This window comes from Cystobacter fuscus DSM 2262, from assembly GCF_000335475.2.
GTDB classification, from domain to species: Bacteria; Myxococcota; Myxococcia; order Myxococcales; family Myxococcaceae; genus Cystobacter; species Cystobacter fuscus.
The window spans coordinates 324,220-349,830 of the sequence record NZ_ANAH02000008.1 but is presented as its reverse complement, the minus strand read 5'-3'; the positions used below and the strand labels follow the sequence as shown (position 1 = coordinate 349,830).

The window sequence follows — 25,611 nt, the reverse complement described above, 5'->3', positions numbered from 1 at the left end:
CTCGGCTGCGATAGCGGCCTGGTTGGGACACAACGACGCATCAAGTGAATTCTTTCGGGTCCGCGGCGAAGAGCCGGGGCCTGGACCTTGGTCTCGAGTTTCAATGCAACCCGCCGGGAGGCGGGCTGATGAGGGATTAAGGTAAGTAAGCTACTAAGGGCGTGCGGTGGATGCCTAGGTGCCAAGAGGCGATGAAGGACGTGGGTGGCTGCGAAAAGCTCCGGGGAGTTGCCAACCGAACGTTGAGCCGGAGATGTCCGAATGGGGAAACCCAGCGCGGTGAAAGCCGCGTTACCTCAGTCTGAATCCATAGGACTGAAGGAGCGAACCAGGGGAAGTGAAACATCTCAGTACCCTGAGGAGAAGAAAACAACGAGTGATTCCCAGAGTAGCGGCGAGCGAAATGGGAGGAGCCTAAACCGGTGTCATGAAAATGGCATCGGGGTTGCGGGTCCGCGGTAGGACTCCGGTTTGTTAGCGGAACCATCTGGAAAGGTGGACCAAAGGGCGTGACAGTCGCGTACGCGAAAACGAACTGGAGCTGAGCGGGGTACCCAAGTAGGGCGGGACACGTGCAATCCTGCCTGAATCCGCCGGGACCATCCGGTAAGGCTAAATACTCCTTGGCGACCGATAGTGAACTAGTACCGCGAGGGAAAGGTGAAAAGAACCCCAGTGAGGGGAGTCAAAAGAACCTGAAACCGCATGTCTACAAGCAGTCCGAGCACTACGGGGCAACCCAGTGCGAGGGCGTACCTTTTGCATCATGATTCGGCGACTTAATGTACGTAGCGAGGCTAAGCCGATAGGTGGAGCCGGAGCGAAAGCGAGTCCGAAACGGGCGACACAGTTGCGTGCATTATAACCCGAAGCGGGGTGATCTACACATGGCCAGGTTGAAGTGAGGGTAACACCTCATGGAGGACCGAACTCATGAAAGTTGAAAATTTCTGGGATGAGCTGTGTGTAGGGGTGAAAGGCCAATCAAACTCCGTGATAGCTGGTTCTCCCCGAAAGATATTTAGGTATCGTCTCGAGTAATTCAATGCTGGAGGTAGAGCACTGGAACGGCTAGGGGTCTCACCAGATTACCAAACCGTACCAAACTCCGAATGCCAGCAATTGTTAGCTCGGGAAGCAGTCAGTGGGTGATAACGTCCATTGGCAAGAGGGGAATAACCCAGACCGACAGCTAAGGCCCCCAAGTCTAGTCTAAGTGAACACTAGAAAGGATGTGGCAAGTCATTGACAACCAGGAGGTTGGCTTAGAAGCAGCCATCCTTTAAAGAAAGCGTAATAGCTCACTGGTCGAGACAGGCCGCGCCGAAAATGTAACGGGGCTCAAGACTAGCGCCGAAGCTTCGGATTGCGTGCACCAGGTGCATGCAGTGGTAGGGGAGCGTTGCAACAGCTGAGAAGCTAGACCGCAAGGGCTGGTGGAGCGGTTGCGAGTGCTGATGCCGAAATGAGTAGCGATAAAGGGGGTGGGAAACCCCCTCGCCGTAAACCCAAGGTTTCCTGGGTCAAGTTAATCTTCCCAGGGTTAGCCGGGACCTAAGCCGAGGCCGAAAGGCGTAGGTGATGGCAAGCAGGTTAATATTCCTGCGCCATCTTGTAGACGTTGAACCGAGGAAGGACGGAGAAAGCTAGGCGAGCTGACCGGTGGTTGTGTCAGTCCAAAGGCGTAGGGGTGTCGCGTACGATTAAAGGCGCGGCAGCTATCCCCGAGACCCCATGGCGCCCCTCACGGGGTAAGTCGTTGATGCTCGGCTTCCAAGAAAAGTTCCGCGGGGAGTCTACAGGGTGTCCGTACCGCAAACCGACACAGGTGGGTGAGGAGAAAATCCTAAGGCGCTTGAGAGAACTCTCCTCCAAGGAACTAGGCAAATTTCCACCGTAACTTCGGAAGAAGGTGGGCCTCTGGTAGGTGTAGGCGTACAGCCGAAGCCGAAAGAGGTTGCAGAGAAATGGCGGTAGCGACTGTTTACCAAAAACACAGGACTCTGCGAAGGCAAGAAGCCGACGTATAGGGTCTGACTCCTGCCCGGTGCTGGAAGGTTAAGGGGATTCGTCAGCCGCAAGGTGAAGCGATGATCCGAAGCCCCAGTAAACGGCGGCCGTAACTATAACGGTCCTAAGGTAGCGAAATTCCTTGTCGGGTAAGTTCCGACCTGCACGAATGGAGTAACGACTTCCGCGCTGTCTCGGAGAGGGACTCAGCGAAATTGAAATAGCTGTGCCGATGCAGTTTACCCGCAGCAAGACGGAAAGACCCCGTGAACCTTTACTACAACTTGACAGTGACACTAGGGTTCGACTGTGTAGGATAGGTGGGAGCCTTTGAAGCCGGGCCGCTAGGTTCGGTGGAGGCAACGGTGAAATACCACCCTGTCGGATTCTGGTGTCTAACCATGCTCCCTCACCGGGAGTTGGAACACTGTCTGGTGGGTAGTTTGACTGGGGCGGTCGCCTCCCAAAACGTAACGGAGGCGCGCGATGGTTCCCTCAGCCCGATTGGAAACCGGGCGGCGAGTGCAATGGCATAAGGGAGCTTGACTGCGAGACGGACACGTCGAGCAGGTGCGAAAGCAGGTCATAGTGATCCGGTGGTCCTGAATGGAAGGGCCATCGCTCAACGGATAAAAGGTACTCCGGGGATAACAGGCTTATCTCCCCCAAGAGTTCACATCGACGGGGAGGTTTGGCACCTCGATGTCGGCTCATCGCATCCTGGGGCTGGAGCAGGTCCCAAGGGTTTGGCTGTTCGCCAATTAAAGCGGTACGCGAGCTGGGTTCAAAACGTCGTGAGACAGTTTGGTCCCTATCTGCTGTGGGCGTAGGATACTTGAGAGGCTCTGACCTTAGTACGAGAGGACCGGGTTGGAGACACCGCTGGTGTACCAGTTGTCTCGCCAGAGGCATCGCTGGGTAGCCATGTGTCGATTGGATAACCGCTGAAAGCATCTAAGCGGGAAACCGACCTCAAGAACAGGTATCCCGGGCGCAAGCCCCTGAAGACCCGTCGAAGACGACGACGTTGATAGGCCGGGTGTGTAAGCGCGGTAACGCGTTGAGCTAACCGGTACTAATAGGTCGAGAGGCTTACTTTACCTCAATCTCTCAGCAGCCCCACCTCAGGGAGGGGGGGCACGAGACACGAGGCCAAGGTCGAGGCCCCGAGCGAATGCGCCACGCGCATGACGCCGGGCCCGGAAGAAGGCACGAGAGCTTCGCAGTGGAAGTTGATTCACCTACCCTTCGTATGGACTGTCCTGTTTTTCCGGTGGCAATGTCGGAGGGGTCCCACCCGTTCCCATCCCGAACACGGAAGTTAAGCCCTCCAGAGCCGATGGTACTCCGCGGGAAACCGCGCGGGAGAGTAGGTCGCTGCCGGATTTTTTTTGAAGGCCCCGAGTCCCCACCGCGAGGTGTCGACTCGGGGCCTTCGCCTTTGCGGGCTTCGCGCACCTGGCCGCGCATCCGCACTGTCGCTTTCGGACATCCCCTCGCGCTCGCCGTGGAGTCCGTGCCCGCGCCACGCTACGCCCTCGTTCCATGAGCGAGCGAGACCTGCTGATGATCCCCGGCCCGGTGGAGTTCGATCCCGAGGTGATGCGCGCGCTGGGCGCCAAGACGGCCAGCCACGTGTCCCCCGAGTTCATCGCCGTGTTTGGCCGCGCCCTCCAGCGCCTGCGCGAGGTGTGCCTGGCGCCCTCGGCCCAACCCTTCGTGGTGGCGGGCAGCGGCACGTGGGCCATGGAAATGGCGGTGGCCAATCTGGTGGAGCCGGGCGAGCGCGCCCTGGTCGTGAATACCGGCTACTTCAGCGACCGCATGGCCTCGTTGCTCGAGCGCTACGGGGCCGAGGTGGTGCAGGCGCGGGCTAGCCCGGGCGAGGTGCCGGACTCGGCGGAGGTGGAGCGATTGCTCGCGGGCGGCCGCTTCAAGCTGATGACCGTCACGCACGTGGACACGAGCACCGGGGTGCTCGCACCGGCGGAGGCGCTCGTGCGGGCGGCCCACCGGCACGGGGTGCTGTCCGTGGTGGACGGGGTGTGCGCCACCGCCGGCGAGACGTTCCACCAGGACGCGTGGGGCGCGGACGTCTACCTCACCGCGAGTCAGAAGGCGCTCGGAGTGCCTCCGGGACTGGCGCTCTTGAGTGTGAGCCGACGGGCCATGGACTCCTGGCGCGCCCGCCGCACGCCCGTGCGCTCCTTGTACGCGGACTTCGCCGAATGGCTTCCCATCATGGAGGCCTATGAGACGGGCCGGGCCGCGTACTTCGCCACCCCGCCCGTCAACCTCGTGTACGCACTGGAGGTGAGCCTCGGACAACTCCTGCGTGAGGGCATGGAGGCGCGCTTCGAGCGGCACCGTCGCATGGCGGGGGCCTTCCGGGCCGCCTGGCGTGCGCTGGGTCTGCGCACGTTGCCCGCGTCCGAGTCCGTGGCTGCTCACACCCTCAGTGCCCTCTACTTCCCGGAGGGTGTGGATGCCACGTGGGTGGGAAAGGTGCGAGAGCAGGGCGTGGTGCTCGCTGGCGGCCTCCATCCCCAACTCAAGACGCGCTACTTCCGCGTGGGGCATATGAACGTCGTGAGCCCAGGGGATGTTCTGGCCACCGTGGGGGCCATCGAGCGAGCTCTCGCCGTGGCGGGCCACCGTATCGCACCGGGCTCGGCCGTGGCCGCGGCCCAGGCGGCCCTGCTTCCTCCGGGGTGAGTGGCGCGAGGGGGGACCCTCGGGGCTCTGGAGGGGCTCGTGGTAGACTCCCTCCATCTGGGGTGACGAGGCTTCGCCCAGGGCCACAGGGAATCCATGAGCACGATCTCGCAAGGGCTGACGGACAGTGAGTCGTTACTGTTCTGGCAGCAGGAAATGGAGCAACGGCTGGCGCTGGCGACCCCGCAGGATACCGTGCGAGGACTCTTCTTCAAGAGCATGCTCGAGAAGGTGCGCACGCTCGATGGCGAAGCGGCCGCGAGGCACTGCCTGATGGCCAGCGGAGAGCGCCACTTCGTGGAGTTCTTCAACTATCCCATCAGCTCCCTCATCCGGTTGACCTACGCCGCCGGGCAGGTGCTGGGCCCCCGGTACGGCGGCTTCGACAGGGCCCTGTGGTTGTTGGGACATCAGGCGATGACGGACTTCCTCGACTCCCTCATGGGCAGGGCGTTGAAGCACCTCACCGGTCAGGACACCCGGAGCCTGATGATCAGCATTCAGGGCATCTACCGGATGACGACGAGTTATGGGACTCGCCAACTGGTGTGGGATGGGCCCACGACGGGCCGGCTCCTCCTCACGCGCAACTTCATTCCCCGCGCGTACCACGAGGGAGGCCTGCGGGCCACGCTCGACCGGATGGGCGCCCAGAACGTGAAGATCAGCGGACGCCAGCCGTCCACCCTCGATTATGAGTTTGAATTCTCCTGGGAATGAGCGTTCCCCCAGGAGCGCCGGAACGCGTCCCGGAAAGGGCTTCTCACCTGTCTGCGATTGAGAAGCACCCCTCGCGGTAGCGAGCTCCACCGTGACATTCGCATTCCACGCGGTGCCTGGCCCATGACATGGCTTAGTCTGGAACTCTCTTTCACTGGAGACAGCCATGTCCGTGTTGCGTCGTCTGTTCGAGAAGAAAACCCTGGCGCGTGATCTGCTCGCGCTTTCGCTGGTCCTGGGAGCCACGGCCGTACAGGCCGAGGGGCCGAGTCTGGCCGAGGCCTACAAGGCGCTCGCCTCCCGCAAGATGGTCGATCTCACCCACAGCTTCAGTCCCAGCACGCCGGTATGGCAGGGCTTTGGCCAGGCCACCTTCACCACCGCGTCGGATCCGAAGACCTACCGGCCCTACACCCTGGAGAAGGATGGCTTCCGCACGACCTTCTATTCCATGGTGGGTCAGTACGGCACCCACGTGGATCCTCCCGCGCACTTCCACGAGAACGGAATCACCCTGGATCAGATCCCCCTGCGGGAGATGCTCCTTCCGCTGGTGGTCCTCGACATCACCCCGTTGCTCGGCAAGGACCCCAACCACGCGATCACCGTGCAGGACATCCTGGACTGGGAGAAGAAGCACGGCCGCGTGCCGGAGGGCTCCTTCGCCGCGCTGCGTACCGACATGTACAAGGATTTTGGCAATCCCGAGCGCTTCAAGCGCCACCCCTTCCCGGCCTGGTCCCTGGCGGCCGTCCAGTTCCTCTTCGAGAAGAGGAAAATCACGGCCATCGGTCACGAGTCGCTCGACACCGACATCACCTCGACGCTGGACGCGGAGAAGTGGGTGCTGGGCCAGGGGCGCTATCAGATCGAGGTCATGGCCCACCTGGACAAGGTGCCGCCCACGGGGGCGTTGATCGTCGTGACCTGGCCCAAGGTGGCCAATGGTCTGGGCTTCCCGGCGCGTGCCTTCGCCATCGTCCCGTGACACCCCTGTTGCCTGGCTGCGTCAACGTGTGGATTTGAGTTTTCCCGGGAGGCATTGAAAGTGAGGGAATCCTTGCACTCAGGGTTCCTTCACCTGGACAGCGCATTCATGTTGCCAGCGGGGGAGATTGGCCTTCTACTCGAGGGCAGCCCCACCATCCCCCCCCTCTCCAGACGATGCGTCGTCACGTGAGTGCCATGGTCCACAAGAGACTCGTCCCTGTCCTCGGTCTTCTCCTTGCCTGGGCACCGCATTCGCCCGCGCATGCGGAGGGAGTGGGGGCCGTCGAATACAAGAACACGATTGGCAAGATCAGCGGCCTCGTCGAGGAGATGGATCTTGAGCAGGCTCTCGATCAAATCGGAGACGCGCGTAAGCGCTCGTTGAGCACGTCCGCACTCGTGACCCTGTCCCTCTACGAGGGCATCATCTTGTACGAGATGGGGAAGAGCGATGAATCCGGAGAGGCCTTCCTGGTGGCGCTGATGCTCCGGCCCAATGAGCAGCTTCCCGGGGAGGTCTCCCCCAAGGTCGTGGCCCACTTCGAGACCATCCGGAAGACGGTCCAGCAGGAGATGCTCCAATCGCTCGAGGCCCACCAGAACGCTGCGACAAGTGGCACCCCCTCAGCGCCTTCGTCCACGAAGAAAGCCTCGTCGAAGTGCGCATCCTCACTCATCGCGGCCAAGGGCCGGACCTTGAAGGCCCAGCAGTCGTGGCGCCTCGCCTCGATGGAGCAGATGCTGTGCGCGCGCGGGATTCCTCGAAGCGCGGTCGTCTCCGGAGCCATCGCGACCTTGAAGGAGCAGGTCGCGGAGGCGGGCACGAGTACCGAGTGGGTGCGTGTCAGCCAGAAGATCGACCAACTCGCCCACCAGTTCGCCCTCTATCCCTCCTCCGAGGACTGGCTCCAGGCGAAATCCTCTGTGCCGGAAGAGCTCTGGGAAGTCGGGGACGAGGATCAGGACGTGCCACTTCCCGACGCGCCCGTCGCGGTGGCCGTGAACCCGCCCGTTCAGGAGCCACCAGCGAATCTGTTCGGATGCCGGGCGGCTGTCGCCGCGGAGTGCGAACGGCTCATGATCCGGCTGATTGCGCTTCAGGCGCGGACCACGGATATGGCTGAGGCCAGCAGGAGCACCGCCCAGAGCGAGCTGTTCCAGTTGGGCCAGAAGGTCCGGGAAGCCGACTCCAGCAATCTTCTGGAGGAAGCCTCGCGAGGCATCGACGCCTGGGCAGCGAAGCCTCGCGAGGCTTCGCCGCCTGTGCAGCGAAGCCTCGAAGCCTCACTCCGCGAGTAGATTGACCCGGAGGGAGCTGTTCGCTCCCACCTTCACGTCGAGGATGATCTCCTTCGTCCTGGGAATCTTGTCGTTGACCAGCTTCAGGGTGTGGCGCCCTGGGCTCAGCTTCAGCGGCCCCCCCAAGGGAGTTACGCCCAGACGCACGTCATCCACGAAAACCACGGCGTAGGGATGGACGCGCAATTCCACGATGGGCGCGACCGACGCGGAGTTCCTGTCTTCCCTCTGTCCGGCGGGCTCCGGAGCCGCCACGGGAGGCCCCCTTTGCGCCGGGGTTTCCGCGCGCGGAGTCGACTCGCCCGCGCTGGGCGCTGGTGGGGCCGCGACCTGGGGCTCGGGTGCGCTCCCGGGCATGAGTGCGGGGCTTTGAACCTCCGGCTGGGTCTTCGTCCGCCAGAGCACCACGCCGCCGGCGCACGTCGCCAGCAGCACGCCGCCCAGCAGCGCGGGCCCCCACCGATTCGAGGTGCGGGGCTTCTCCGCTGACATGACGGGGCGTCGCACGGCCGCGGCGGCACCCGAAGGGCGTGGCGGCACGGCCGTCTGACGCGCCGCCTCCGTCATCGGCTGTGGTTCCTGGCCCTCCATGTCGGGGGAGGACGCGGGGACGGGTGGCAGGGTGGGCCGTGACGGGCGCGTTGATTCGAGTTCGACGCTCCGGGGGAGCGGGGTGACGAGGGTGTTGGGGATGTCCCTCGAGGGTGGGGACGCGCGCTGCTTCGCGGTCAGCGCCTCGTTCGTGCTCGAGGAGGGGCGTCTCCTGGCGAGGTTCGGTGGCTCGGAAGCCGTCGGCATGGGGGCCGGTGTCATGGCCGGCATCGGCGTGTCCGAGGTCGCCCGGATGAGCTGGGCCACCTGCTGCGTCGTCACGGGCTTGCCGGCGGAGACGATGAAGCTCTCCAGGTCCGCCTGCAAGTCGTGGCAGTCCGGGTAGCGTTGCTCGCGCTCCCTGGCGAGTGCCTTGCCGAGAATCCGCCTGAGGGGCTGTGGCAGATCCGGACGGAGCCGGGCCGCGGGAATGGGCTGCTCGTAGAGGATGGCCTGCATCAGCCCGGCGTCCGTGTCCGAGATGAAGGGGCGCTGGCCCGTGAGCAGCTCGTAGAGCACCACCCCGAGCGCGTACACATCCACACGCCGGTCCAGTTCCCTGGCCCGTATCTGTTCGGACGGCATGTACGCCAGCTTGCCCTTGATGACGCCGCTCTCGGTCTTGTGGGCCTGCCCGGCGGCCTTGGCGATGCCGAAGTCCACCACCTTCACCGCTCCCTGCCGGGACAGCAGGATGTTGTCCGGGCTGATGTCCCGGTGGATGAGCCCCAGGGGCTCGCCCGTGTCGGGGTCCGCGAAGTCGTGGGCGAAGGCCAACCCCTCGCACGCGTCGGCGATGAGCCGGGCGCATATGGCGGGCGGCAGGGCCAGTCCCTGGGCCGCGGCGCGCTTGATGAGCGCGCGCAGACTGGGGCCGTCGATGTACTCCATGGCCAGGAAGTAGGCGCCATCGGCCTCGCCGAAGTCGAAGATCTGCGCGATGTGCGGATGCGTCAGCCGGGCGGCGAGCTTGGCCTCGGACAGGAACATCTGGATGAAGGCGGGCTCCTGCGCGAGTTGGGGCAGGATGCGCTTGAGCACCAGGGTCTTCTCGAAACCCATGGGCCCCGCGGCCTTGGCGAGGAACACCTCGGCCATGCCTCCCGCGGCGAGCTTGCGGACCAACTGATACTTCCCCACCTGCTGTGTCGCGTCCAACGCTCTCTCCCAACGACTCCGCAGCTCGCGCTCCGGTCCGGGCACCCGTGGGGCTCTCTCCTCACGCGGCCGGGCCAGGGGATATCAGGTGGCGTTTCCCTTGTCGTGATCCTGGCTGGCCGCGGAGGGCGGAGAGGGGACCGGAGCCGGGGTCCTGCCCGGTGGCGAGTCCCAGGAGCCGCGCTCGCACTGGAGCAGACGATCGAGGACGGCGAGCGCCGGAGCACTTCCCGATGCGCGGACCTTGTGCTCCATGCCGATGTTGAGCAGCTCCATGCGCAGGCGCATGGCATCCGCTTCGCTCTCCGCCGTCTTCAGTTCCACGGCCTGGAGGTTGTCGAGCCAGGAGCGCTCGGCGATGAAGCGCAGCCTGCGCACGAGTGACTCCACGACATAGCGCTGCTCGGGGCGCCCGGTGCGCGACACGTCGAGAATAGGCTTGGAGAGGAAGGCTCTCATGTCCGCGCCCCTGACGCGCTGCTGCAGCCAGGCCTCCGACGTGGAGATGGGCAGGTCCGTCGTCTCGCCATCGACCTTGGCGAACGCATGGGCCTCGGCGTAGCTCACCCGTCCATCCCCGTCATGGTCGGCCGAGGCCACCGCGCTCCCCGTCCGGCTGACGCCCGCGAGCCCCGCGAAGAAGCTGGAGCTGTAGTCCCGGTAATCCGCCTCGTCCACCTCCGGGGTGCACCCGACCGAGGGGAGGTACTCCACCGTGGCGAAGAAGCCACAACGGGGCTGCGCCACCACGGGACGTCGTGGGTTGGCGTCCTGGTAGATGAAGTTGGCGAACGAGCCGGAGTAGCACTGCGACATCATCGTGACGACGGGGGTGGTGCTCGGGAGCCGGCCCAGGAAGAGGCCAAAGGCGCGCACCGTCAGCGTGTCCGAGTCCCAGAGCGCCAGGTGGTTGTTGTTCAGGTTGTTGCCGTTCATTCCCCCATGGCCCGTGAAGTAGAGGAAGACCGGTCGCTCGGGCGCGTTCCGGGCCTTGTCCTCCAGCCACTCCAGGAAGTGCTCCAGCGTCGCCGCTCCCTTGAGGTGGGGAATCTCCAGGGACTTGAACGAATCGTGTGCGCTCTTGCCCGTGGCGCGGTAGCGGACCGTGGCCTTTCCGTCCGTCCCGTTGGCGAAATAGATGGACGCCGACTCGGGGGCGAGTCCGAGTGATCGCAGCGTCCGCTGGAAGTAGAGGACGTTCTTCTCCAGGGCGATCTCATTGCTGGCGGGCTCTCCTCCGCCCCCCAGCACGAGGAAGCTGGAGGCTCGTGGAGGGGTCCGCAGGGGCTCGAAGACCGCCTCGGGGTCGGAGACCTCGGGCTCCGGATCCTCGTAAGCAGGATCCATCCATTCGACGACCTCTCCGCCCCACTCGGGGGGCGGAGCCCGCTTGCACCCGGATGCGCCCAGGAGGAGCACGGCCAGGCTGGTCTTGAGTCTCGATCCCCGTGTCATACCGGGAGAATCTAGACCCAACGTGTCGACGCCCGCACCCTCCACGCGGATCGTCGACACGGCGAACTGTTCAGCCCTTGAGCACCGCGATGGGCGTGAGCCGCAGCCACGGCGTCACGAGCTCTTCCTCATCCTCCAGTACCTCGGTGATGTCGCGGTAGACGGCCGGAGCCTCCTCGACCAGGGAGGCGGCGCGTCCCATGTCGAACACCACGCGGCGCAAGGCGTGCTCCAGTGCGTCCGGACGGATGTGGGCTCGAGCCTCCTTGCGTGTCATCACCCGGCCCGCCCCATGCGAGCACGAGCCGAAGGAGCGCGGTTCGCCTCTTCCCGTGACGAGGTACGAGGCCGTTCCCATGCTGCCGGGGATGAGGCCTGTCTGTCCGGGTGCCAGACCGATGGCCCCCTTGCGATGGACGAGCAACACGCGGCCGAAGTGCTGCTCGGCCGCGACGTGGTTGTGGTGGACGTCCACGCGGGAGTCCGGCAGCGGTTCCCTCCCGAGCATGTCGGCGAGCACCGCTCCCGCGCGAGACAGGAGCATGTCGCGATTGGCGCGGGCGAAGTGACACGCCAGCCCGGTATCCGCGAGGCAGGCGGCGCCCTCGGGAGTGTCCGTGCTCAGGCCGGGCAGCGAGCCCTCTCCCTGGGCCTGGGCCACTCGCACATGGTGGGCGGCGATGGCGGCACCGACGCCCCGTGAGCCCGTGTGCAGCAACAGCCAGAGGTCTCCCCCCGCATCCCGGTCCAACTCGAGGAAGTGGTTGCCACCCCCGAGCGTTCCCAGATGTCTGGGCGCCAGTCTTTCCCACTCGCGCTGGAGGCGGTGGGTGGACAGGCGCGCTTCTTCGAGCCCGGGTGGCAGTGGCAGTGGCAGCCCTCGTCCCCGGTGCACCGCGTCGCCCACGGGCACGGCCCGCGCGAACGCGGCGAGGAGGCGTGTCAGCCCCGCTCGATCGATCGCCGAGGCGGGGTAGTCGAAGCGCACGGCGCTCACCCCGCAGCCGAGATCGCCCCCGAGCGCCCCGGGGACGATGTGGCGCTCGGTGGCGAAGACGGTGCCCACCGCGACCCCCTCGGACATGTGGACATCCGGCATGGCCGATACGTGCTCGACGACGTAGGGCTGGCTCGCGATGTGTTGGAGTTGCTTCACCGCGCCCGCCGGCACCGCGCGGGCCCAGGCGAGGATGGGGACGGCCCCCGGTGGGCTTTCGAGGACGCGCGGCATCATGCCTCACCCCCTTCCTCGTGCTCCTCGCGCCAGGCGGGCGCCTCGCCCACGTAGATGAAGCGCAGGTGCGGCACCCGCTTGAGATCCAACCCCAGCGCGAGTTGCGCGCGGATGAATCCGCTCGCGCGTTCGAGGGCCTTCTCGACCGGCACAGGTCCGGTGGCCGCGACATCGGGGGGCAGGGTGAAGCCAATACGGGCGTTGCGCCCGTCCGGCGTGAGCTCGAGTGACGTCACCGCGACGCCCTCGAGCAAGGGATCGGACAGCTCTCCACGGAAGAGGCGGGACACCTCCTGGAACAGGGTGGACTGGACGCGCAGATGGCGCGCGGGGATGGAATCGGTTTCAGAAGACAGCAGGGAAGAATCCGCGCCCCTACGCGAGGCGCGGCCACGGCGATGCTTGGAAGAAGTCATGAAGACAAACGGTTCCCGTCAGGCCGCACGCGCCCCAGCAGCCCCAGACGCGGAGCACGCGGAAGACACGTCGGCCAGGTCAGATCGACAGAACTCCGTGCCGGCACCCGCGCACCGAAGGCGGCAGGCCCGTTCGTCTCGACTTCAGCGAGGGAGCGGAGCGCGCCCGGTCAGGCGAGCGTCGGCGTGGAGCGACCCGAGGCACCGTTCAGTACAGTTCCCATGGCACACCTCCCGCCGCGCGAGTCATTCGCACGATCCAATGGGCGCAAGGTGCCACCGCATCTCGCTCGAGTCAACGCCCGGCCCGGAACGCGCACCCGGGCGGCCATGCCACCCGATGTCCTGTTGGCGCTGGAAATGAGTAGCCTGGAGTCTTCCATGCAACAGGCACCGAGCCTCGATGACTTCGTCCTTCTCAAGCGTCTGGCCATGGGCGCCATGTCCGAGGTGTTCCTCGCGGAGGTGAAGGGTGGGGTGGGGCCGGACCGGCTGGTGGCGCTCAAGCGGATGCGTCCGGAGGTCGCCGGAGACGAGACCTGGGTGAAGCAGTTCCTGGACGAGGCCCACCTGTCCACCCTGCTCCATCATCCGTTCCTGGCGCGGCTGCGCACCTTCGGCCAGCAGGATGGGCTGCTGTTCCTCGTGTTCGATTACGTGCACGGCCTCACCCTGGCGCAGCTCCTGGAGGCACGCCGAGCCGCGGGGCAGGGGCCGCTGCCCTGGGCCCACGCGGCGCGCATCGCCACGTACGTGGCCGAGTGTCTGGCCTACCTGCACGTCCTCCGGGGCCGGGAGGGTCAACCCCTGGGGCTCGTCCACCGGGACCTCCATCCCGGCAACATCATGATCGCCGACACCGGAGCGGTGAAGCTGCTCGACTTCGGGATCGCCCGCAGGAGTGGACGGCTGACGGAGACGCAGCCCGGCCGGGTCAAGGCCCGTCTGGAATACGCCGCGCCCGAGCAGCTTCGCGAGGCGCCGCTGGATGGTCAGACGGACGTGCATGGACTGGCGCTGACGCTCTACGAGCTGCTCTCGGGGGTGCAGCCCCTGCGGCGGGAAACTCCGGTGCGGACGATGGAAGCGGTGTTGAAGGAAGTCCCCCGCGGACTCGGCGCGGTGCGGCCCGCCGTGCCCGAGGCGCTCCAGCGCGGCGTGACGGCGGCCCTCGCCAAGGAGTCCTCGCGGCGCCCTTCGTTGATGGAGCTGCGCACGTCGCTCGACCTCGCCCTGCGCGCCGAGGCCCCCCTGGTGGGCCTGCCCGAGCTGGCCACGCTGGTGGCTCCCTGGCTCCCCGGCTCCGGGCGCCTCGCCTGGGGCCAGGACCGCGCGCGGGAGGGCGCCACCGTCACCCACACCGCCGACGTGTCCCGCCCGACCCATGGGACGAAGGGCTGACGCTCAGTCTCCCGCCTTCAGCCCGTAGCGGTTGAGCAGTCCGTGGACGTGGCTGCGCGCCATCCCCGCCGTGCGCGCCACCTCCGAAATGTTGTTGCCGCACCGTGCGAGCAGCGCCGTCAGGTACTCGCGGGTGAAGGCCTCCACCATCCGCTCCTTGGCCTCCTTGAAGGTCAGGCCGCTCAAGTCCTCGGTCGCGGTGACCGCGCTCACTGGCCTCGCGTCCGGCAGCTCCGCGTCTCCCGCCGCGAGGACCCGGTGCACGAAGTTGCGCAGCTCGCGCACGTTGCCCGGCCAGTCGTAGCCCACCAGCCGTTGCACCAGCTCCTCGGTGAGGGGGAAGTCGGGCTGACCGGCCTGCTGGAAGAGGTGCCGCGCCAGCAGGGGGATGTCCTCCGCGCGCTCGCGCAGCGCGGGGACGCGCACCGGCACCACCGCCAGCCGGTAGTAGAGGTCCGCGCGGAAGCGCCCCGCGGCCACCTCCGCCTTCAAGTCGCGGTGCGTGGCCGCCACCACGCGCACGTCCACGTCCTTCGCGGCGTTGTCGCCCACCCGGCGCACCGTGCCCGACTCCAGCACCCGGAGCAGCTTCGGCTGGAGCTCCAGCGGAAGCTCGCCCACCTCGTCGAGGAAGACCGTGCCGCCATCCGCCTGCACCAGGTGTCCCTGGCGCTCGGCATGTGCGCCCGTGAAGGCCCCCTTCGCGTGCCCGAACAGCTCGCTCTCGATGAGCGAGGGCACCACCGCCCCACAGTCCACGATGACGAAGGGCTGGTTGTTCCGGGGCGAGGCCCGGTGGATCGCCTCGGCCAGCAGCTCCTTGCCGGTGCCCGTCTCGCCGAGCAACAGCACGGAGAAGGAGGAGCGCGCGGTGCGCTCCAGCACGCCGAACAGCTTCTGCATCGCGGCGCTCTGCCCCAGCGCGCGGCCGAAGGTGGTGAGGGGCGCGGGCTCGGCTGCCTCCTCGGTCGTCTCGGGCAGGACGAGCAGCGTCGTCTTGCCCAGTGTGAAGCGGGCCTCGCCCGCGACGGTGACCTCGTGGATCCGCACGCCCAGCGACCAGGTGCCGTTGCGCGAGCCCACGTCCCGGACTCGCACGCCCTCCGGCCGGGCTTGGAGTTCCAGGTGGACCCGCGACACCGTCGGATCGCTCAGCCGCAGGCCGCCTTCCACCTGGGTGCCCACCAGCAACGTGCCTTCGAGGGGAAGATCCCTCCGCGCGTCCGGCCCCGTCTCCACCACCACGCGGAATCGAGGACCCCGCGTTGCTGGTCGCCCCTCCGCCAGGGCACCGGGGGTCAATGGTTCGGTGGAGGAGAAGACCATGCGGTATGGCAACATAGAGCCCCCCATGCATCCCCACAAGCAAGCCTCCTCGTGCGCTACCTGCGGGCTGCCCGTCCCCTTTCAGGGGGCTGCCTGCACGGAGTGCACCGCCATCACCCAGCACGCCGGGGAAGCGGAAGGGCGCCCGCATATGCCGATGCGGCCGTCGCTCGCCCCGGGGGACGTGCTGGAGGGCAAGTGGCGGCTGGAGGCACTGCTGGGAGCCGGAGGCATGGGCCAGGTGTACCGGGCCCGGGATCTCGCGCTCGAGCGCACCGTGGCCATCAAGCTGCTCCACGAGCCGCTGTGCGAGGACCCGGAGAGCGTGGCGCGCTTCGAGCGGGAAGCGCGGGCGATGGCGCGGCTGGAGCACGCGCACATCACCCCCATCCACGCGGTGGGCCGCGAGGGTGGGCGTCCCTTCATCGTGATGAAGCACCTGGAGGGCATGTCCCTGGCGCGCTACCTGCGCTCGGTGCCCGGGCCCATGCCGGTACCGGAGGTGCTCGCCCTGGCGCGGCAGCTGTGCGCCGGGTTGGACTTCATCCATCAGCGCGGCTGCGTCCACCGCGACATCAAGCCGGGCAACATCTTCGTCTCGCCCGGTGGGCACGCCACGCTGCTCGACTTCGGCATCCTCTGGGAGCACCGCGGCGAGGAGCTCACCCGGACCGGCGCGCGGCTTGGCACGCCCAGCTACATGGCGCCGGAGCAGGCCCGGGGCGAGCCCGTCGACAGCCGCGCGGATATCTTCTCCCTGGGGCTGGTGCTGCTGGAGGCCTTGACGGGGCTGCCTCCGTCGAGCACGTGCCGGCTGCTCGGCGAGGGGCCACGGGCCGCGGTTCCGGCACTCCAGGCCCAGGCCCCGTGGCTTCCGCGCTCCTGGGTGGAGGTTCTCGTCCAGGCCACCGCGATGAATCCGGAGCAGCGCCAGGAGAGTGCTCTCGTGCTGCTCGCGGCGCTGGAGGACGCGGAGCGCACGAGCACGAGCCCGCCGGTGGCGTTGGCGTCCTCCACTTCGACGCCTCCTCCAGCGCCCGTTTCCGCGGGGCGTGGGAAGCACGTGCGGCGCGTGTCCCTGGTGCTGTTGGGGGGGACGAGCGTGGGCGCGCTCCTCCTCACGACGTTCACGCATCGCCGCACGGCGGAGGCCCCGGCCCCGCCCGCGGTGACGGCTTCGGTCTCTTCCGAGTCTGCCGCTCCGGCCAGGCCCGCCGCCGCCACTCCGAGCCTGGCGCGGGAAGCTCTCCCGGTTCGGGACTCCACTCCGGCGAGGGACTTCGACGCGGCCCCCGCCGCTCCGGGCGTGGCGACCGCGGCCGCCCTGGTTCCAGAGCCAGGGGCTCCCGCTTCCAGCGCACCCGTCTCCAATACGCCCGCATCCCCGACGACGGCGCCCGGCCGGACCCGGGGCGCGCGGGCCCCGCTCGTGTCCTCCACCGTGGGAGGTGACTCCCGCCAGAAGACGAAGCAGGGCAGGGGCGAGGTGCGCGTGGTGACCCTGCACCAGGGCCGGGCGGTCTGGGCCAACGTCAGCGTGGACGGCAAGCACCACGGGGCCACTCCGGTGTCGCTCGAGCTGCCCGCGGGACGTCACTCCGTGCGCGTGGAGCGCGACGGCTTCTTCCCACAGGAACGCCCCGTTGAGGTTTTGCCGGGTACGAAAGCAGTGGTACGCATCGAGCTTCACGAATGAGCGTTTCCCTGTTGGTGATGTCGCTGCTGCTCGCCGCTGGTTCGCCCGCCGACGAGCATCGCGAGCTGGATGCGGCGCTCGAGGCCCTGTCCGAAGGGGACTTCGAGTCCGCGCTCTCCCGTGTGGACGCGGGACTGCGCAAGACCCGGGACGAGACGCGGAGCGCGCGGCTGCTCCTGGTCCGGGGCGAGGCATACGCGGCGCTCCGTCGCTACTCGCAGATGGAGGCCGCCTTCGCCCAGGCGCTCGAGTCGGACCCGGACGTGCGTCTGGAGCCGGAGCGCGTGCAGCCCACCGTGGTGGCGCGCTTCGAGAGCCTGCGTGAGCGGCTCCGGGGCGAGCTGGCCGTGGAGGTCGAGCCTTCCGGCGCACGGCTTCGGCTGGATGGACAACCGCTCGGACAATCGCCCTGGCGGGGTCCGGTCCCCATCGGAACGCACACGCTGGACGTGGACGAGGGAAGGACCCTGCTCCAGGTCAAGGTGCGGCCCGGCCGGACGGAGCAGGTGCGCGTCGTCCTTCCTCCCGTGGCTTCGAAGGAGGCGCCCTGGTCCGTACCCGCCTTCAGCGTCCAGGCCCGGGCCGCGCTGGGTTTGTCACCCCTGTCGGGCGTGGGACTGGAGGCCGGAGCGAGGCTGGCGGGCACGTATGTCTATGGCGAGCTCAACGCCACCGTGGGCCGCCGGTTCGGGGCGTCCGCGCGACTGGGAGCCCAGGCGCCGAAGCTCGTGGGGCCGCTGACCTTCTCCCTCTCGCTGGATGGGTACGCCCTGGGAGGGCCGTTCCTCTTCGGCGGCGGACTGTCCGCCGGAGCGAGCCTCCCCCTGTCCAGCAAGCTCGACCTCTTCGTGGAGGTGAGCGGACGCCTGCTGCCGGCGAACGCCTCGTACGGCACCGCGCACCTGCTGGGCGTCACCGGCCTGCGCTTCACTCCTGGCGGGTAGCCGCCCCCGGCCGACCCCGGCGACTCCGTAGGAGCCAGGGCCACAGCAGCACCGGCAGCGACACGAGAGCCCCTGGCGCCGAGGAGCAACCCAGGCCCATCGTCCAGGGTCCCCCCGCCGCGCCGCCGTCCTCGTCTCCCACTGCGCTCCCATCTCCCTCCACCTGGAGCGTCGCGGGGAGGAAGTCCGGATGCGAGGCCGCCAACGTCACCCTTCCCGGGGAACCCCCCGGACGGAAGTACACGCGCCGCTCGAAGGTCCCCGTGGGCAGACGCACGCGCTCCACCGGGGACTTGCAGGTCCCGTCCGCGTGGTAGCGGCCCTCTCCCGCCGTCGTGGACAGGGACACCTCCGTCTCGTAGGGCGCGGGCGCGAGCGCCCCGGTGGCGGAGCTCCGCAAGGACACGTCCACGGCGAGGCACCCCGAGGCCGCGCCCGTGTCCTCCGTCCGCTGGAGTCGCAGCCGGCTCGCCATGGGCGTGGCGCTCACCCGCACGTCGTCGAAGTCGATGGAGCCGGTGAAGTACCCCTGGTCCGTCCAGGGCTCGCCCACCTGGAGCCACTCCAACACGTAGATCGCATCGCGCCAGTCGAGTCCGGAGAGCGTGGTGCGCTCCTCGCTCGACCCCTGCTCGACGCCATCCACCCACAACCTGGCCTCTCCGTGGGTGGTTCTCAGCCCCCGGGCGCTGAACTCGACCAGGTACCAACGATCCTGCTCCACCCGTGTTCCATGCACGCTGGCGTAGGTCTGCTCCGTGCCTTTCCTCACGGACAGTTCCCAGATCGGGTCCGGCGCCAGGAGCCGCAGCTCCACCTTCATCGGATTGGCCTGGATGGCCACCACTTTCCCGGGGTTGCCGACGTCGCGCAGGCGCATCCACGAGCGGATGAAGAACTCCGAGGTCAGGGGGGTGTTCGCGAAGTCGGCGCCCCCCTGGTATTCCGAGACGTTGCTGTTGTTCCTGTCGATCAGGGTGAGGCCGTACTGCCCCCGGTGGGCTCCCTCCGCCCCGTTGACGAGGGTGTTGGGGCTGATGCTCCTCGCATTGTCCCACCGGCCCTCGGGCGCGATCAGCGCTCCCGTTTCGAAGTCATCCGAGAACCAGTCGGAGGCGGCGGCCGCGGACACGGGCTGGAGCAGCACGCAGCCTCCCAGCACGAGGCCCCCCCACGAGTGTCTGACCCATTCAGTGCTCATCCTGACGAAGTCTAGCAGCGGTGTTGAGTTGGGACCTCGTGGTCCGCCACCCGGGAGCAAGTTCGAGGCCAATTCACGTGTTCCAGGAGTTTCAGGGACTTGTCTGGTGTCACGCTGCTGGCGGGCCCGCTCGTGCGAGGCCCCCGACCTCCGCCGTGGACAAGAGCTGTTCACTCGACAGGACGGCGCTCTCCTGTCTGCCTTCGCCACCAGGCCCCCAGCCGAGGCCCTGGCGAAACGCTCTCCCGGGCCTCGGGAGCCGGACGGGATGCGCGCGGGTGGTGCGCCGCGTCAAACGGTGACACTCGTGTGAAATCCGCGCGGCCGTGGCATGGCGCTGACATGGCGTGGGTAGAGGACGGCCATGTTCCTCCACGCACTCGGACACTTCCACCCGGAGAACCTCATCACCAACGCGTTCTTCCAGGACATTGGCCTGGAGACGAACGACTCCTGGATCGTCGAGCGGGTAGGCATCCGCACCCGGCACACGGTGCTACCGCTCGACTACATCCGCGAGACCCGTAACCGGGACGTGCGCGGAGCGCTGGAGGCCGCGCTGTATTCCAACGCGGAGACAGGCAAGCGAGCGGCGTTGATGGCGCTCCAGCGGGCGGGACGTGACGTGAAGGACGTGGGAATGGTGGTGGCGGGCGGCTGCTCACCCGACGAGTGCATTCCAGCGGAGGCCTGTCGCATCGCCGAGGCGCTGGGCATCGAGGCGCCGTCCATGGATCTCAACGCCGCCTGCTCGTCCTTCTGCGCCCAGCTCCACTTCCTGGCGGGCATGCGGCCGGAGCGCCTGCCGGACTTCATCCTCGTGGTGAACCCGGAGAACTCCACCCGCGTGGTGGACTACTCGGACCGTTCGAGCTGCGTGCTGTGGGGCGACGGCACCAGCGCCGCACTGCTCAGCCCGCGCATCCCCGGACCGTGGCGCATCACCCAGACACTGCTCGGTGGAAGCCCCTCGGGCGCGGACAAGGTGAAGGTGCCCCGCGCCGGCCACTTCACCCAGCAGGGCGCCGCTGTCCAGGCCTTCGCCATCAAGCGCGCCAGTGAGACCTTCCTCGAACTGCGCGCGCACTACCTCGCCACCTCGCCGGAGCGCACCCCGGAGGGGCTGAGCCTCATCGGGCACCAGGCGAACCTGCGCATGCTGGAATCGGTGCAACGGCGCACCGAGGTCGCCGACGCGCGCCACTTCTCCAACGTGGAGTACCGCGGCAACTGCGGCGCCTCGGGCGCGCCCACCGTGCTCTCTGAGAACTGGGACAACCCCCAGGTGGGGGACGCGGTGGCGCTCGCGGTGGTGGGCAGCGGCCTCACCTGGGCGGGCGCCCTGCTGGAGCGCTGCCGCACGGAGTAGTCCCGCGCGTGGCACCGCGCCCGCTCACTCTTTTGGGCCGAGGTCGAGACCCAGTGCCTCGGTCGCGAAGCGGGCCATGCGTTCGAGGAGTTGCCGGTTCTCGTCCAGGGCATTCCGGCCGGCCAGATTCGTCGCCGACTCGATCCGCTCGTTGCAGCGCAGATCCAGGCAGAACACCCGAGGACGCGCTCACAGCCGCTTCAAGAACTCCAGGAGGTCCCGCTTCTGTTCGGGGTTGAGCGCCTCGGGCAGACCTCCGGGTGTCTCGGGGGGGTGAACGGGCGGCAGGTTCATCGCCACGGTGAAGGGGAGGATGAGCCGGCTGTAGCCGTCGACGACGTCGCGCAGGGTCTCGTGGCTGTTGTCGTGGTAATACGGAGCCGTCCCCGCGATGCCCCGAAGCGACGGCACGTCGAAGGCCTCGAAATCCGAGGGCTCTCCCGTGATGAGCGCGCGGCCGGGATCGGTGGTGAACCATTGGGGCAGGCCGTTGGGACCGACGATGGGCAGTCCGTTCTCGTCGAGTGCCGGAGTTGGATCGAAGGGCTCACCACTGGCCGTGACCGGGATGGGCGGAAGTTCAGTGACGGCGTGCTGGCGCGTGCCGTCCGTATAGAAGCGGAAGCGGTAGCGCGGCAGCTCCACGGAGGAGGTGTACAGCGGGAGCTGTCCGAGCTGCCCGAGATAGGAGAGCGCCCCGAACCCGATGTTCACGAATTCGTTGCCCGGGCGAGGTACCCGCACGGGGACGGGCCCCTGTCCTGGCACCTGGGTGAAGAGGACGTTGCCGTCTGGCTTGAGCGCGGCGGAGAGTGACGCGTGGACGGCGCGGTTCGTGATCTGGTTCGTGGTGGGGCCGCCATGACATGCCGCGCAGGCCAGCTCGAAGACCTCGCGGCCACGCTGCTCCTGGGCGGAGAGCAACATGAAGTCCTCGGGATTGGGAATCTGGTCGTGGGGAACGCCGGCCTCGAGCAGCTTCGAGACGAACTGGGCCCGGGGTGACGAGAACACGCTCCGCTCGAAGTCGGCGATCTGCTTCAGCGGCGCGGGCCCCACCTCGTGTCCCTCGCTGTGACTGAGGATCGCGGCCCGTGCCTGCTCTTCCAGCGTGGCCGCCCGGCCATCGAGCTGATACGGCCCGGAGATCGCCATGTCCTCGATGGTTGGCACTCCACGCCAGACGGAGATCTTCCGGTCGGCGGGGGTGATGACGTTGCCCGCGTCGTCGATGACATCCATGTTGCTGGGGAGTGGTAGGACCACACGGACGAGGCCCTTCTTGAGATGCTCATACGTGGGCTGTGCCGCGTCGGGGTCGTCCGCGTCGATGCGTCGGAAGAGTGGATCCCCCGGGTTGGCGGCCAGTCGCGCCTCGACGCTCGTGGGCCTCAGCGTCGTGTGTTCGCTCAGGGTGTGGCACGTGGCGCAGGAGCGCCCGTTGGTCTGGGGAAACGCCTCGCTGAAGAGACGCTTGCCGGCGGCGACGTGACCCAGGGGGGCCTGGGCTTCGGTCATGGCCTGGGCGTTGGTGGCCCGCGCGCCATCCACGTCTGGAGCTGGGTTCGAACAACCCACGAGTCCGCCCCATGCCAGCGCACTGGCCAGACTCGCGAGGAATCGATTGGAAACCATGAGTGCTGCTCCCCGGTGAGGAATAGGAATTCTCCAGAAAACACCGGGGAGCCGCGAAGGTGTCACCGGGGGCTCGAGGTTTCCACGTCACGCGTCACGGATGAGGCGCGGAGGCCGATGCCCACTGCCAGGCGCTGCCTCGGTGCAGGGCCGCGTAGATGCGGTCCCTCAACTCGTTGCACTCGGCGTGGGTGAGTGAGCGATCGAGCGCGCGCAGCACCACGCGCAGCAGCACGTTCTTCTGCCCGGGGGAGATGCCGAGCCGCTCCACGGCGGCGGGGGGCAGCGCCTCGTAGGGCGTCTCCGAGAGCACCTCGACGGCTTCCACCACCTCGGCCTGGGGGCCGAGCGCGGCGCGCACCATGTCTCCCAGCTCCTCGCTGGTGGCGTCTCCCTCGAGCACCAGGGACAGGTCCCTGCGCACCGCGGGCATGCAGGACACCTCGTGGTAGGGCTCCAGGTCGAGCATCTGTGAGTGGATGCGCGGATCCTCGGCGCGCAGCAGGCGGATGTCGTCCAGGCCCTTGCGCAGCATGAGGAGGCGATCCATCCCCAGGCCCATGGCCAGTCCCGAGGTGCGCGCCGTATCGAGCCCGCTCTCGGCGAGCAGCTCGGGGTGGGCGAGGCCACACTCGCCAATCTCCACCCACTCTCCGCCCTGGTGGACGTCGATTTGCAGCCCCTCCGTGGTGTAGGGATGCCGGGCCGGGGTGACGCGCCACTCCCGCCCGGGGAGCAGCGCGCGCACCACCGTCTCCACCATGTGGCGCAGCGCCTCGACGCCGAGCGGAGCGCCCCGCCGCACGCGCCAGAGGTCCATCTGGTGGGGCTCGCCGGTGTGCAGCCGATCGATGCTGTCACGGCGATAGACGAGCCCGGGACAGGCGAGTAGCACGTCCTCGGGGGAGGGGGGCGTGTTGGCGAGCTGGCGCAGCAGCGGCGGAATCATCGCCGAGGTCTGCGTGCGCAGCAGCGCGGTGTCACAGACATAACGTGTATAGCGCTCGTCGCGGGCGGCACCGTCGGGCGGGTAGCGCAGCCGATCATAATTGTCGGAGACGGAGACGATGGGGCTTCGCCGCTGCAGCCGCACGTCACAACGCCACGCTTCGCGAAGGGCGGCGAGCACGTCGTCGACGAGCCGTTGCATGGCATGCGGGCCGGAGGAGGGATCGGTCAGGTCGCGAATGGACAAGGCATAGCGGACAGCGTCGGTGCTGAGGATACGGACGGACATGGAAGGGTTCTCGGACTGGAGTGGAAGGAAGACAGCTCCAGGCGACGCCGGGTCCTCGAGCGGAGGAGCAGGCGGCGCCACGCTCGGACACCCCCCGAACCCCTGGTCCAGGTGGGCGTCACGCCGAGAGGCGATCCGCCGAGGGAGAACGGGCTAGCGACGCAGCACGGCCTCCCGGCACCTGATGGGGCTCGGGGGGCGGCTAAATCGACGCTGGCACGTCAGGACAATCATTGCTTGCTCAATGTAACCGCACTCCGGGTTTCAATCAATCCCGACCCTCTTGATTTCCGCAATACTGGTGGATCCGAGCAGACGCCGCTCGACATGCCGGAGACGGGCTCGACGCCGGACACGGAGGGCACGGGCATGGACACGGCCGCCCTGGCGGCGCTTCCCAAGCTGCGCGTGAGCAACAACAAGCGCTTCCTGGTGAAGGAGGGCGGCTCGCCGTTCTTCTGGTTGGGGAACGCGGCCGCCAGCGGGGTTCACGTGAAGCCCACCCTTTCCAAAAACGAAAGGCACCCTTCACGCCCCAGCCGTTTCCGGTGCCGCGCGTTTCACGCATTCATTCATCCCACGACGCGTGACGAACACGCTCAATCACGGGAGATGCCCATGCGTATCGCGACTCACATCCTGGCCGCCCTTGTCGGTTTCGCCACCCTCGTTGGCTCGTCTACTCTCGCGGCCGAGGAGCTGCCTCAGCCCAAGAAGCTCACGGTGGATGGGGGCCTGACCCACTACCAGACGTACACGCAGCTTCTGGCGGCACGGCGCTACTACGCCTTCTGGAACACGGGGGAGGAGGCGTACGCCCGGGCGGCGCTCGCCGAGAACTTCATCGACCTGAACCTTCCCGAGGGCCGACCGCAAGGACCGACGGGTCCCATCGTCGCCTCGCGCGCCTTCCGTGCGGCGGTGCCGGACCTCCTGGTCTCGGTCGAGGAGGCCTGGGTGGTGGGAGAGCAGGTCATCAGCCGCCTGCGCTTCACCGGCCACTTCACCGGCCGGTTCGGTGACATCCAGGGCGATGGCCGCTCCATCCAATTCGACGCCGTGGACATCTACACCATCAAGAATGGCCGCATCTCCACGAACTGGCACCTGGAGGACAACCTCACGTTCCTCACGAGGATCGGCGCCGTCGTGACGCCCTGAGCGCGCGTCCCGGAACGAGCGGGGCCTCTCGCGAGCCCTCACGTGGAGGCGGAGTTCTCCACCCGGTCCATGCCGTCCCACCGGTAGGCCGCGCGAAGCTCTCCGCCGAGGAACTCGATGAAGACCTTCACCTTCGCCGCGACCCCGCGGGTGTGGGGGTAGATGGCGTGGATGGGAGCGGCGGGGACCCGGTAATCGGGCAGTGCCACTTCGAGCCGTCCGGCATCGAGGTCCACTCCGACGTCCCAGATCGACTTGAGCACGAGCCCACCGCCTTCGCGCGCCCACTCGTGCGCGACCTCGCCATTGTTGGTCACGAGCGAGCCCGCGACGCGCACCGTCGTCGTCTCTCCACCGCGCCCCTCGAATTGCCAGTCCTGGTTCGGCGGGTTGCCGAAGGCGATGCAGTCATGGTTCTTCAAATCGGCGGGGCGCCGGGGCCTGCCCTTCCTGGCGAAATAGGAGGGCGCTCCACACACCACCCGGTGATTGGGCGCGAGTCGTCTGGCGATCAGGCTCGAGTCGGGCAGGGCGCCGAAGCGGATGGCGACGTCGTAGCCCGACTCCACGAGGCCGATCACCGAGTCCGAGACGTCGAGCTGCACACGGATGTCGGGATAGCGCTCCAGGAAGAGGGGGATGAGCCGCCCGAGGTGCCGACGGGCGAAGGCCGCGGTCGCGGTCACCTTCAGCAGTCCGCTCGCCCCACGCCGCAGGGAGCGCACCTTCTCCTCCGCTTCACCAATCTCGTCGAGCACGCGCACGCACCGCTCATGGAACTCGGCACCCTCCTCGGTCAGGTTCAGGCTGCGGGTGGTGCGGTTCACGAGCCGCACCCCGAGCCGCTTCTCCAGCCGCGCCAGGCGCTTGCTGACGACGGCGAGCGACATTCCCAACTCCCTCGCCGCGGCCGAGAGGCTCCCCGCGCTCACCACCCGGGTGAAGACGGTCACGTCGAGCAGGCTGTCGATCATGACCGGAGTATAGTTACCCGTTCGAACAAGGGAGCGTCCGCTTCCCCTGGCTGGCACTGGAGAGGAGGGGACGCGAGCC

Annotated in this window: 19 protein-coding genes and 2 rRNA genes; 11 read left to right on the top strand and 10 right to left on the bottom strand. The window is 67.4% G+C overall.

Features of this window, described 5'->3' with window-relative positions:
- Positions 1–143 precede the first annotated feature (143 nt).
- The 6 genes from D187_RS16300 to D187_RS49975 all read left to right on the top strand — a co-directional run bounded on the left by D187_RS16300 (position 144) and on the right by D187_RS49975 (position 7,734).
- Positions 144–3,110: ribosomal RNA gene (locus D187_RS16300) — 23S ribosomal RNA — on the top strand.
- A 169-nt stretch (positions 3,111–3,279) separates the two neighbouring features.
- Positions 3,280–3,396: ribosomal RNA gene (gene rrf / locus D187_RS16295) — 5S ribosomal RNA — on the top strand.
- Positions 3,397–3,555: 159 nt separating this feature from the next.
- Complete coding sequence (locus tag D187_RS16290) at positions 3,556–4,725, top strand: pyridoxal-phosphate-dependent aminotransferase family protein (protein WP_043430036.1); 1,170 nt, start codon at positions 3,556–3,558, stop codon at positions 4,723–4,725.
- Between the two features lie 96 nt (positions 4,726–4,821).
- On the top strand, positions 4,822–5,445 hold the full coding sequence (locus D187_RS16285) for a TIGR02265 family protein (protein WP_051256388.1): 624 nt from the start codon (positions 4,822–4,824) through the stop codon (positions 5,443–5,445).
- Positions 5,446–5,611: 166 nt separating this feature from the next.
- Positions 5,612–6,433, top strand: a complete 822-nt coding sequence (locus D187_RS16280) for a cyclase family protein (protein WP_002629320.1) — start codon at positions 5,612–5,614, stop codon at positions 6,431–6,433.
- 275 nt (positions 6,434–6,708) lie between these two features.
- Entirely contained in the window at positions 6,709–7,734 is a 1,026-nt protein-coding gene (locus tag D187_RS49975; protein WP_002629319.1) for a hypothetical protein, read from the top strand.
- Here the strand turns inward: D187_RS49975 and D187_RS16270 are convergent.
- The 4 genes from D187_RS16270 to D187_RS16255 form a co-directional block, all read right to left on the bottom strand.
- A complete protein-coding gene (locus D187_RS16270) occupies positions 7,720–9,423 on the bottom strand; it encodes a serine/threonine protein kinase (protein WP_051256391.1) in 1,704 nt (567 codons plus the stop codon). The genes D187_RS49975 and D187_RS16270 overlap by 15 nt on opposite strands.
- A 144-nt stretch (positions 9,424–9,567) precedes the next feature.
- On the bottom strand, positions 9,568–10,830 hold the full coding sequence (locus D187_RS16265; protein ID WP_002629317.1) for a hypothetical protein: 1,263 nt from the start codon (positions 10,828–10,830) through the stop codon (positions 9,568–9,570).
- Between the two features lie 178 nt (positions 10,831–11,008).
- The gene (locus D187_RS16260) at positions 11,009–12,172 is read right to left on the bottom strand and encodes an RtcB family protein (RefSeq protein ID WP_002629316.1); all 1,164 of its coding nucleotides are present in this window, start codon (positions 12,170–12,172) and stop codon (positions 11,009–11,011) included.
- The gene (locus D187_RS16255; RefSeq protein ID WP_002629315.1) at positions 12,169–12,588 is read right to left on the bottom strand and encodes a ribosome-binding factor A; all 420 of its coding nucleotides are present in this window, start codon (positions 12,586–12,588) and stop codon (positions 12,169–12,171) included. Before D187_RS16255 ends, D187_RS16260 begins: the two co-directional genes overlap by 4 nt.
- A 381-nt stretch (positions 12,589–12,969) precedes the next feature.
- Here D187_RS16255 and D187_RS16250 point away from each other — a divergent pair, with 381 nt between their 5' ends.
- Positions 12,970–13,989 (top strand): serine/threonine-protein kinase, encoded by a 1,020-nt coding sequence (locus tag D187_RS16250; protein WP_002629314.1) that lies wholly within the window; start codon positions 12,970–12,972, stop codon positions 13,987–13,989.
- A gap of 3 nt (positions 13,990–13,992) precedes the next feature.
- On the opposite strand, the gene D187_RS16245 is transcribed toward D187_RS16250, so the two are convergent.
- Positions 13,993–15,234, bottom strand: coding sequence for a sigma 54-interacting transcriptional regulator (locus D187_RS16245; protein ID WP_002629313.1), 1,242 nt, complete (start codon positions 15,232–15,234; stop codon positions 13,993–13,995).
- Positions 15,235–15,466: 232 nt separating this feature from the next.
- On the opposite strand from D187_RS16245, the gene D187_RS49970 reads away from it, so the two are divergent.
- Both D187_RS49970 and D187_RS16235 read left to right on the top strand, forming a co-directional pair.
- On the top strand, positions 15,467–17,011 hold the full coding sequence (locus tag D187_RS49970) for a serine/threonine-protein kinase (protein WP_002629312.1): 1,545 nt from the start codon (positions 15,467–15,469) through the stop codon (positions 17,009–17,011).
- Positions 17,008–17,955 carry a PEGA domain-containing protein gene (locus D187_RS16235; protein WP_002629311.1) on the top strand — a complete coding sequence of 316 codons (948 nt, stop codon included), beginning with the start codon at positions 17,008–17,010 and terminating at the stop codon, positions 17,953–17,955. Before D187_RS49970 ends, D187_RS16235 begins: the two co-directional genes overlap by 4 nt.
- On the opposite strand, the gene D187_RS16230 is transcribed toward D187_RS16235, so the two are convergent.
- Complete coding sequence (locus D187_RS16230) at positions 17,939–19,156, bottom strand: LamG-like jellyroll fold domain-containing protein (RefSeq protein ID WP_081713714.1); 1,218 nt, start codon at positions 19,154–19,156, stop codon at positions 17,939–17,941. The two genes, D187_RS16235 and D187_RS16230, sit on opposite strands and share 17 nt — an antisense overlap.
- 364 nt (positions 19,157–19,520) lie before the next feature.
- Between D187_RS16230 and D187_RS16225 the strand changes: the two genes are divergently transcribed.
- Entirely contained in the window at positions 19,521–20,525 is a 1,005-nt protein-coding gene (locus D187_RS16225) for a 3-oxoacyl-ACP synthase III family protein (RefSeq protein ID WP_002629309.1), read from the top strand.
- A gap of 24 nt (positions 20,526–20,549) precedes the next feature.
- On the opposite strand, the gene D187_RS55170 is transcribed toward D187_RS16225, so the two are convergent.
- The 3 genes from D187_RS55170 to srmL all read right to left on the bottom strand — a co-directional run bounded on the left by D187_RS55170 (position 20,550) and on the right by srmL (position 23,397).
- Positions 20,550–20,702: a hypothetical protein gene (locus D187_RS55170; RefSeq protein ID WP_002629308.1), complete on the bottom strand. Its 153-nt coding sequence runs from the start codon at positions 20,700–20,702 to the stop codon at positions 20,550–20,552.
- A gap of 12 nt (positions 20,703–20,714) precedes the next feature.
- A complete protein-coding gene (locus tag D187_RS16220; RefSeq protein WP_020918073.1) occupies positions 20,715–22,160 on the bottom strand; it encodes a cytochrome c peroxidase in 1,446 nt (481 codons plus the stop codon).
- A gap of 94 nt (positions 22,161–22,254) precedes the next feature.
- Positions 22,255–23,397: a PheS-related mystery ligase SrmL gene (gene srmL / locus D187_RS16215; RefSeq protein WP_043430031.1), complete on the bottom strand. Its 1,143-nt coding sequence runs from the start codon at positions 23,395–23,397 to the stop codon at positions 22,255–22,257.
- A 618-nt stretch (positions 23,398–24,015) separates the two neighbouring features.
- Between srmL and D187_RS16210 the strand changes: the two genes are divergently transcribed.
- Positions 24,016–24,558, top strand: a complete 543-nt coding sequence (locus D187_RS16210) for an ester cyclase (RefSeq protein WP_211241532.1) — start codon at positions 24,016–24,018, stop codon at positions 24,556–24,558.
- A gap of 38 nt (positions 24,559–24,596) precedes the next feature.
- On the opposite strand, the gene D187_RS16205 is transcribed toward D187_RS16210, so the two are convergent.
- Positions 24,597–25,532: a LysR family transcriptional regulator gene (locus D187_RS16205; protein WP_002629304.1), complete on the bottom strand. Its 936-nt coding sequence runs from the start codon at positions 25,530–25,532 to the stop codon at positions 24,597–24,599.
- Between the last annotated feature and the right edge of the window lie 79 nt (positions 25,533–25,611).

Coding starts and splice junctions, on each gene's coding strand:
- D187_RS16290 (WP_043430036.1), top strand. CDS start 3,556: ATGAGCGAGCGAGACCTGCTGATGATCCCCGGCCCGGTGGAGTTCGAT.
- D187_RS16285 (WP_051256388.1), top strand. CDS start 4,822: ATGAGCACGATCTCGCAAGGGCTGACGGACAGTGAGTCGTTACTGTTC.
- D187_RS16280 (WP_002629320.1), top strand. CDS start 5,612: ATGTCCGTGTTGCGTCGTCTGTTCGAGAAGAAAACCCTGGCGCGTGAT.
- D187_RS16270 (WP_051256391.1), bottom strand. CDS start 9,423: ATGGCCGAGGTGTTCCTCGCCAAGGCCGCGGGGCCCATGGGTTTCGAG.
- D187_RS16265 (WP_002629317.1), bottom strand. CDS start 10,830: ATGGATCCTGCTTACGAGGATCCGGAGCCCGAGGTCTCCGACCCCGAG.
- D187_RS16260 (WP_002629316.1), bottom strand. CDS start 12,172: ATGATGCCGCGCGTCCTCGAAAGCCCACCGGGGGCCGTCCCCATCCTC.
- D187_RS16255 (WP_002629315.1), bottom strand. CDS start 12,588: ATGACTTCTTCCAAGCATCGCCGTGGCCGCGCCTCGCGTAGGGGCGCG.
- D187_RS16250 (WP_002629314.1), top strand. CDS start 12,970: ATGCAACAGGCACCGAGCCTCGATGACTTCGTCCTTCTCAAGCGTCTG.
- D187_RS49970 (WP_002629312.1), top strand. CDS start 15,467: ATGCCGATGCGGCCGTCGCTCGCCCCGGGGGACGTGCTGGAGGGCAAG.
- D187_RS16235 (WP_002629311.1), top strand. CDS start 17,008: ATGAGCGTTTCCCTGTTGGTGATGTCGCTGCTGCTCGCCGCTGGTTCG.
- D187_RS16230 (WP_081713714.1), bottom strand. CDS start 19,156: ATGAGCACTGAATGGGTCAGACACTCGTGGGGGGGCCTCGTGCTGGGA.
- D187_RS16225 (WP_002629309.1), top strand. CDS start 19,521: ATGTTCCTCCACGCACTCGGACACTTCCACCCGGAGAACCTCATCACC.
- D187_RS16220 (WP_020918073.1), bottom strand. CDS start 22,160: ATGGTTTCCAATCGATTCCTCGCGAGTCTGGCCAGTGCGCTGGCATGG.
- srmL (WP_043430031.1), bottom strand. CDS start 23,397: ATGTCCGTCCGTATCCTCAGCACCGACGCTGTCCGCTATGCCTTGTCC.
- D187_RS16210 (WP_211241532.1), top strand. CDS start 24,016: ATGCGTATCGCGACTCACATCCTGGCCGCCCTTGTCGGTTTCGCCACC.
- D187_RS16205 (WP_002629304.1), bottom strand. CDS start 25,532: ATGATCGACAGCCTGCTCGACGTGACCGTCTTCACCCGGGTGGTGAGC.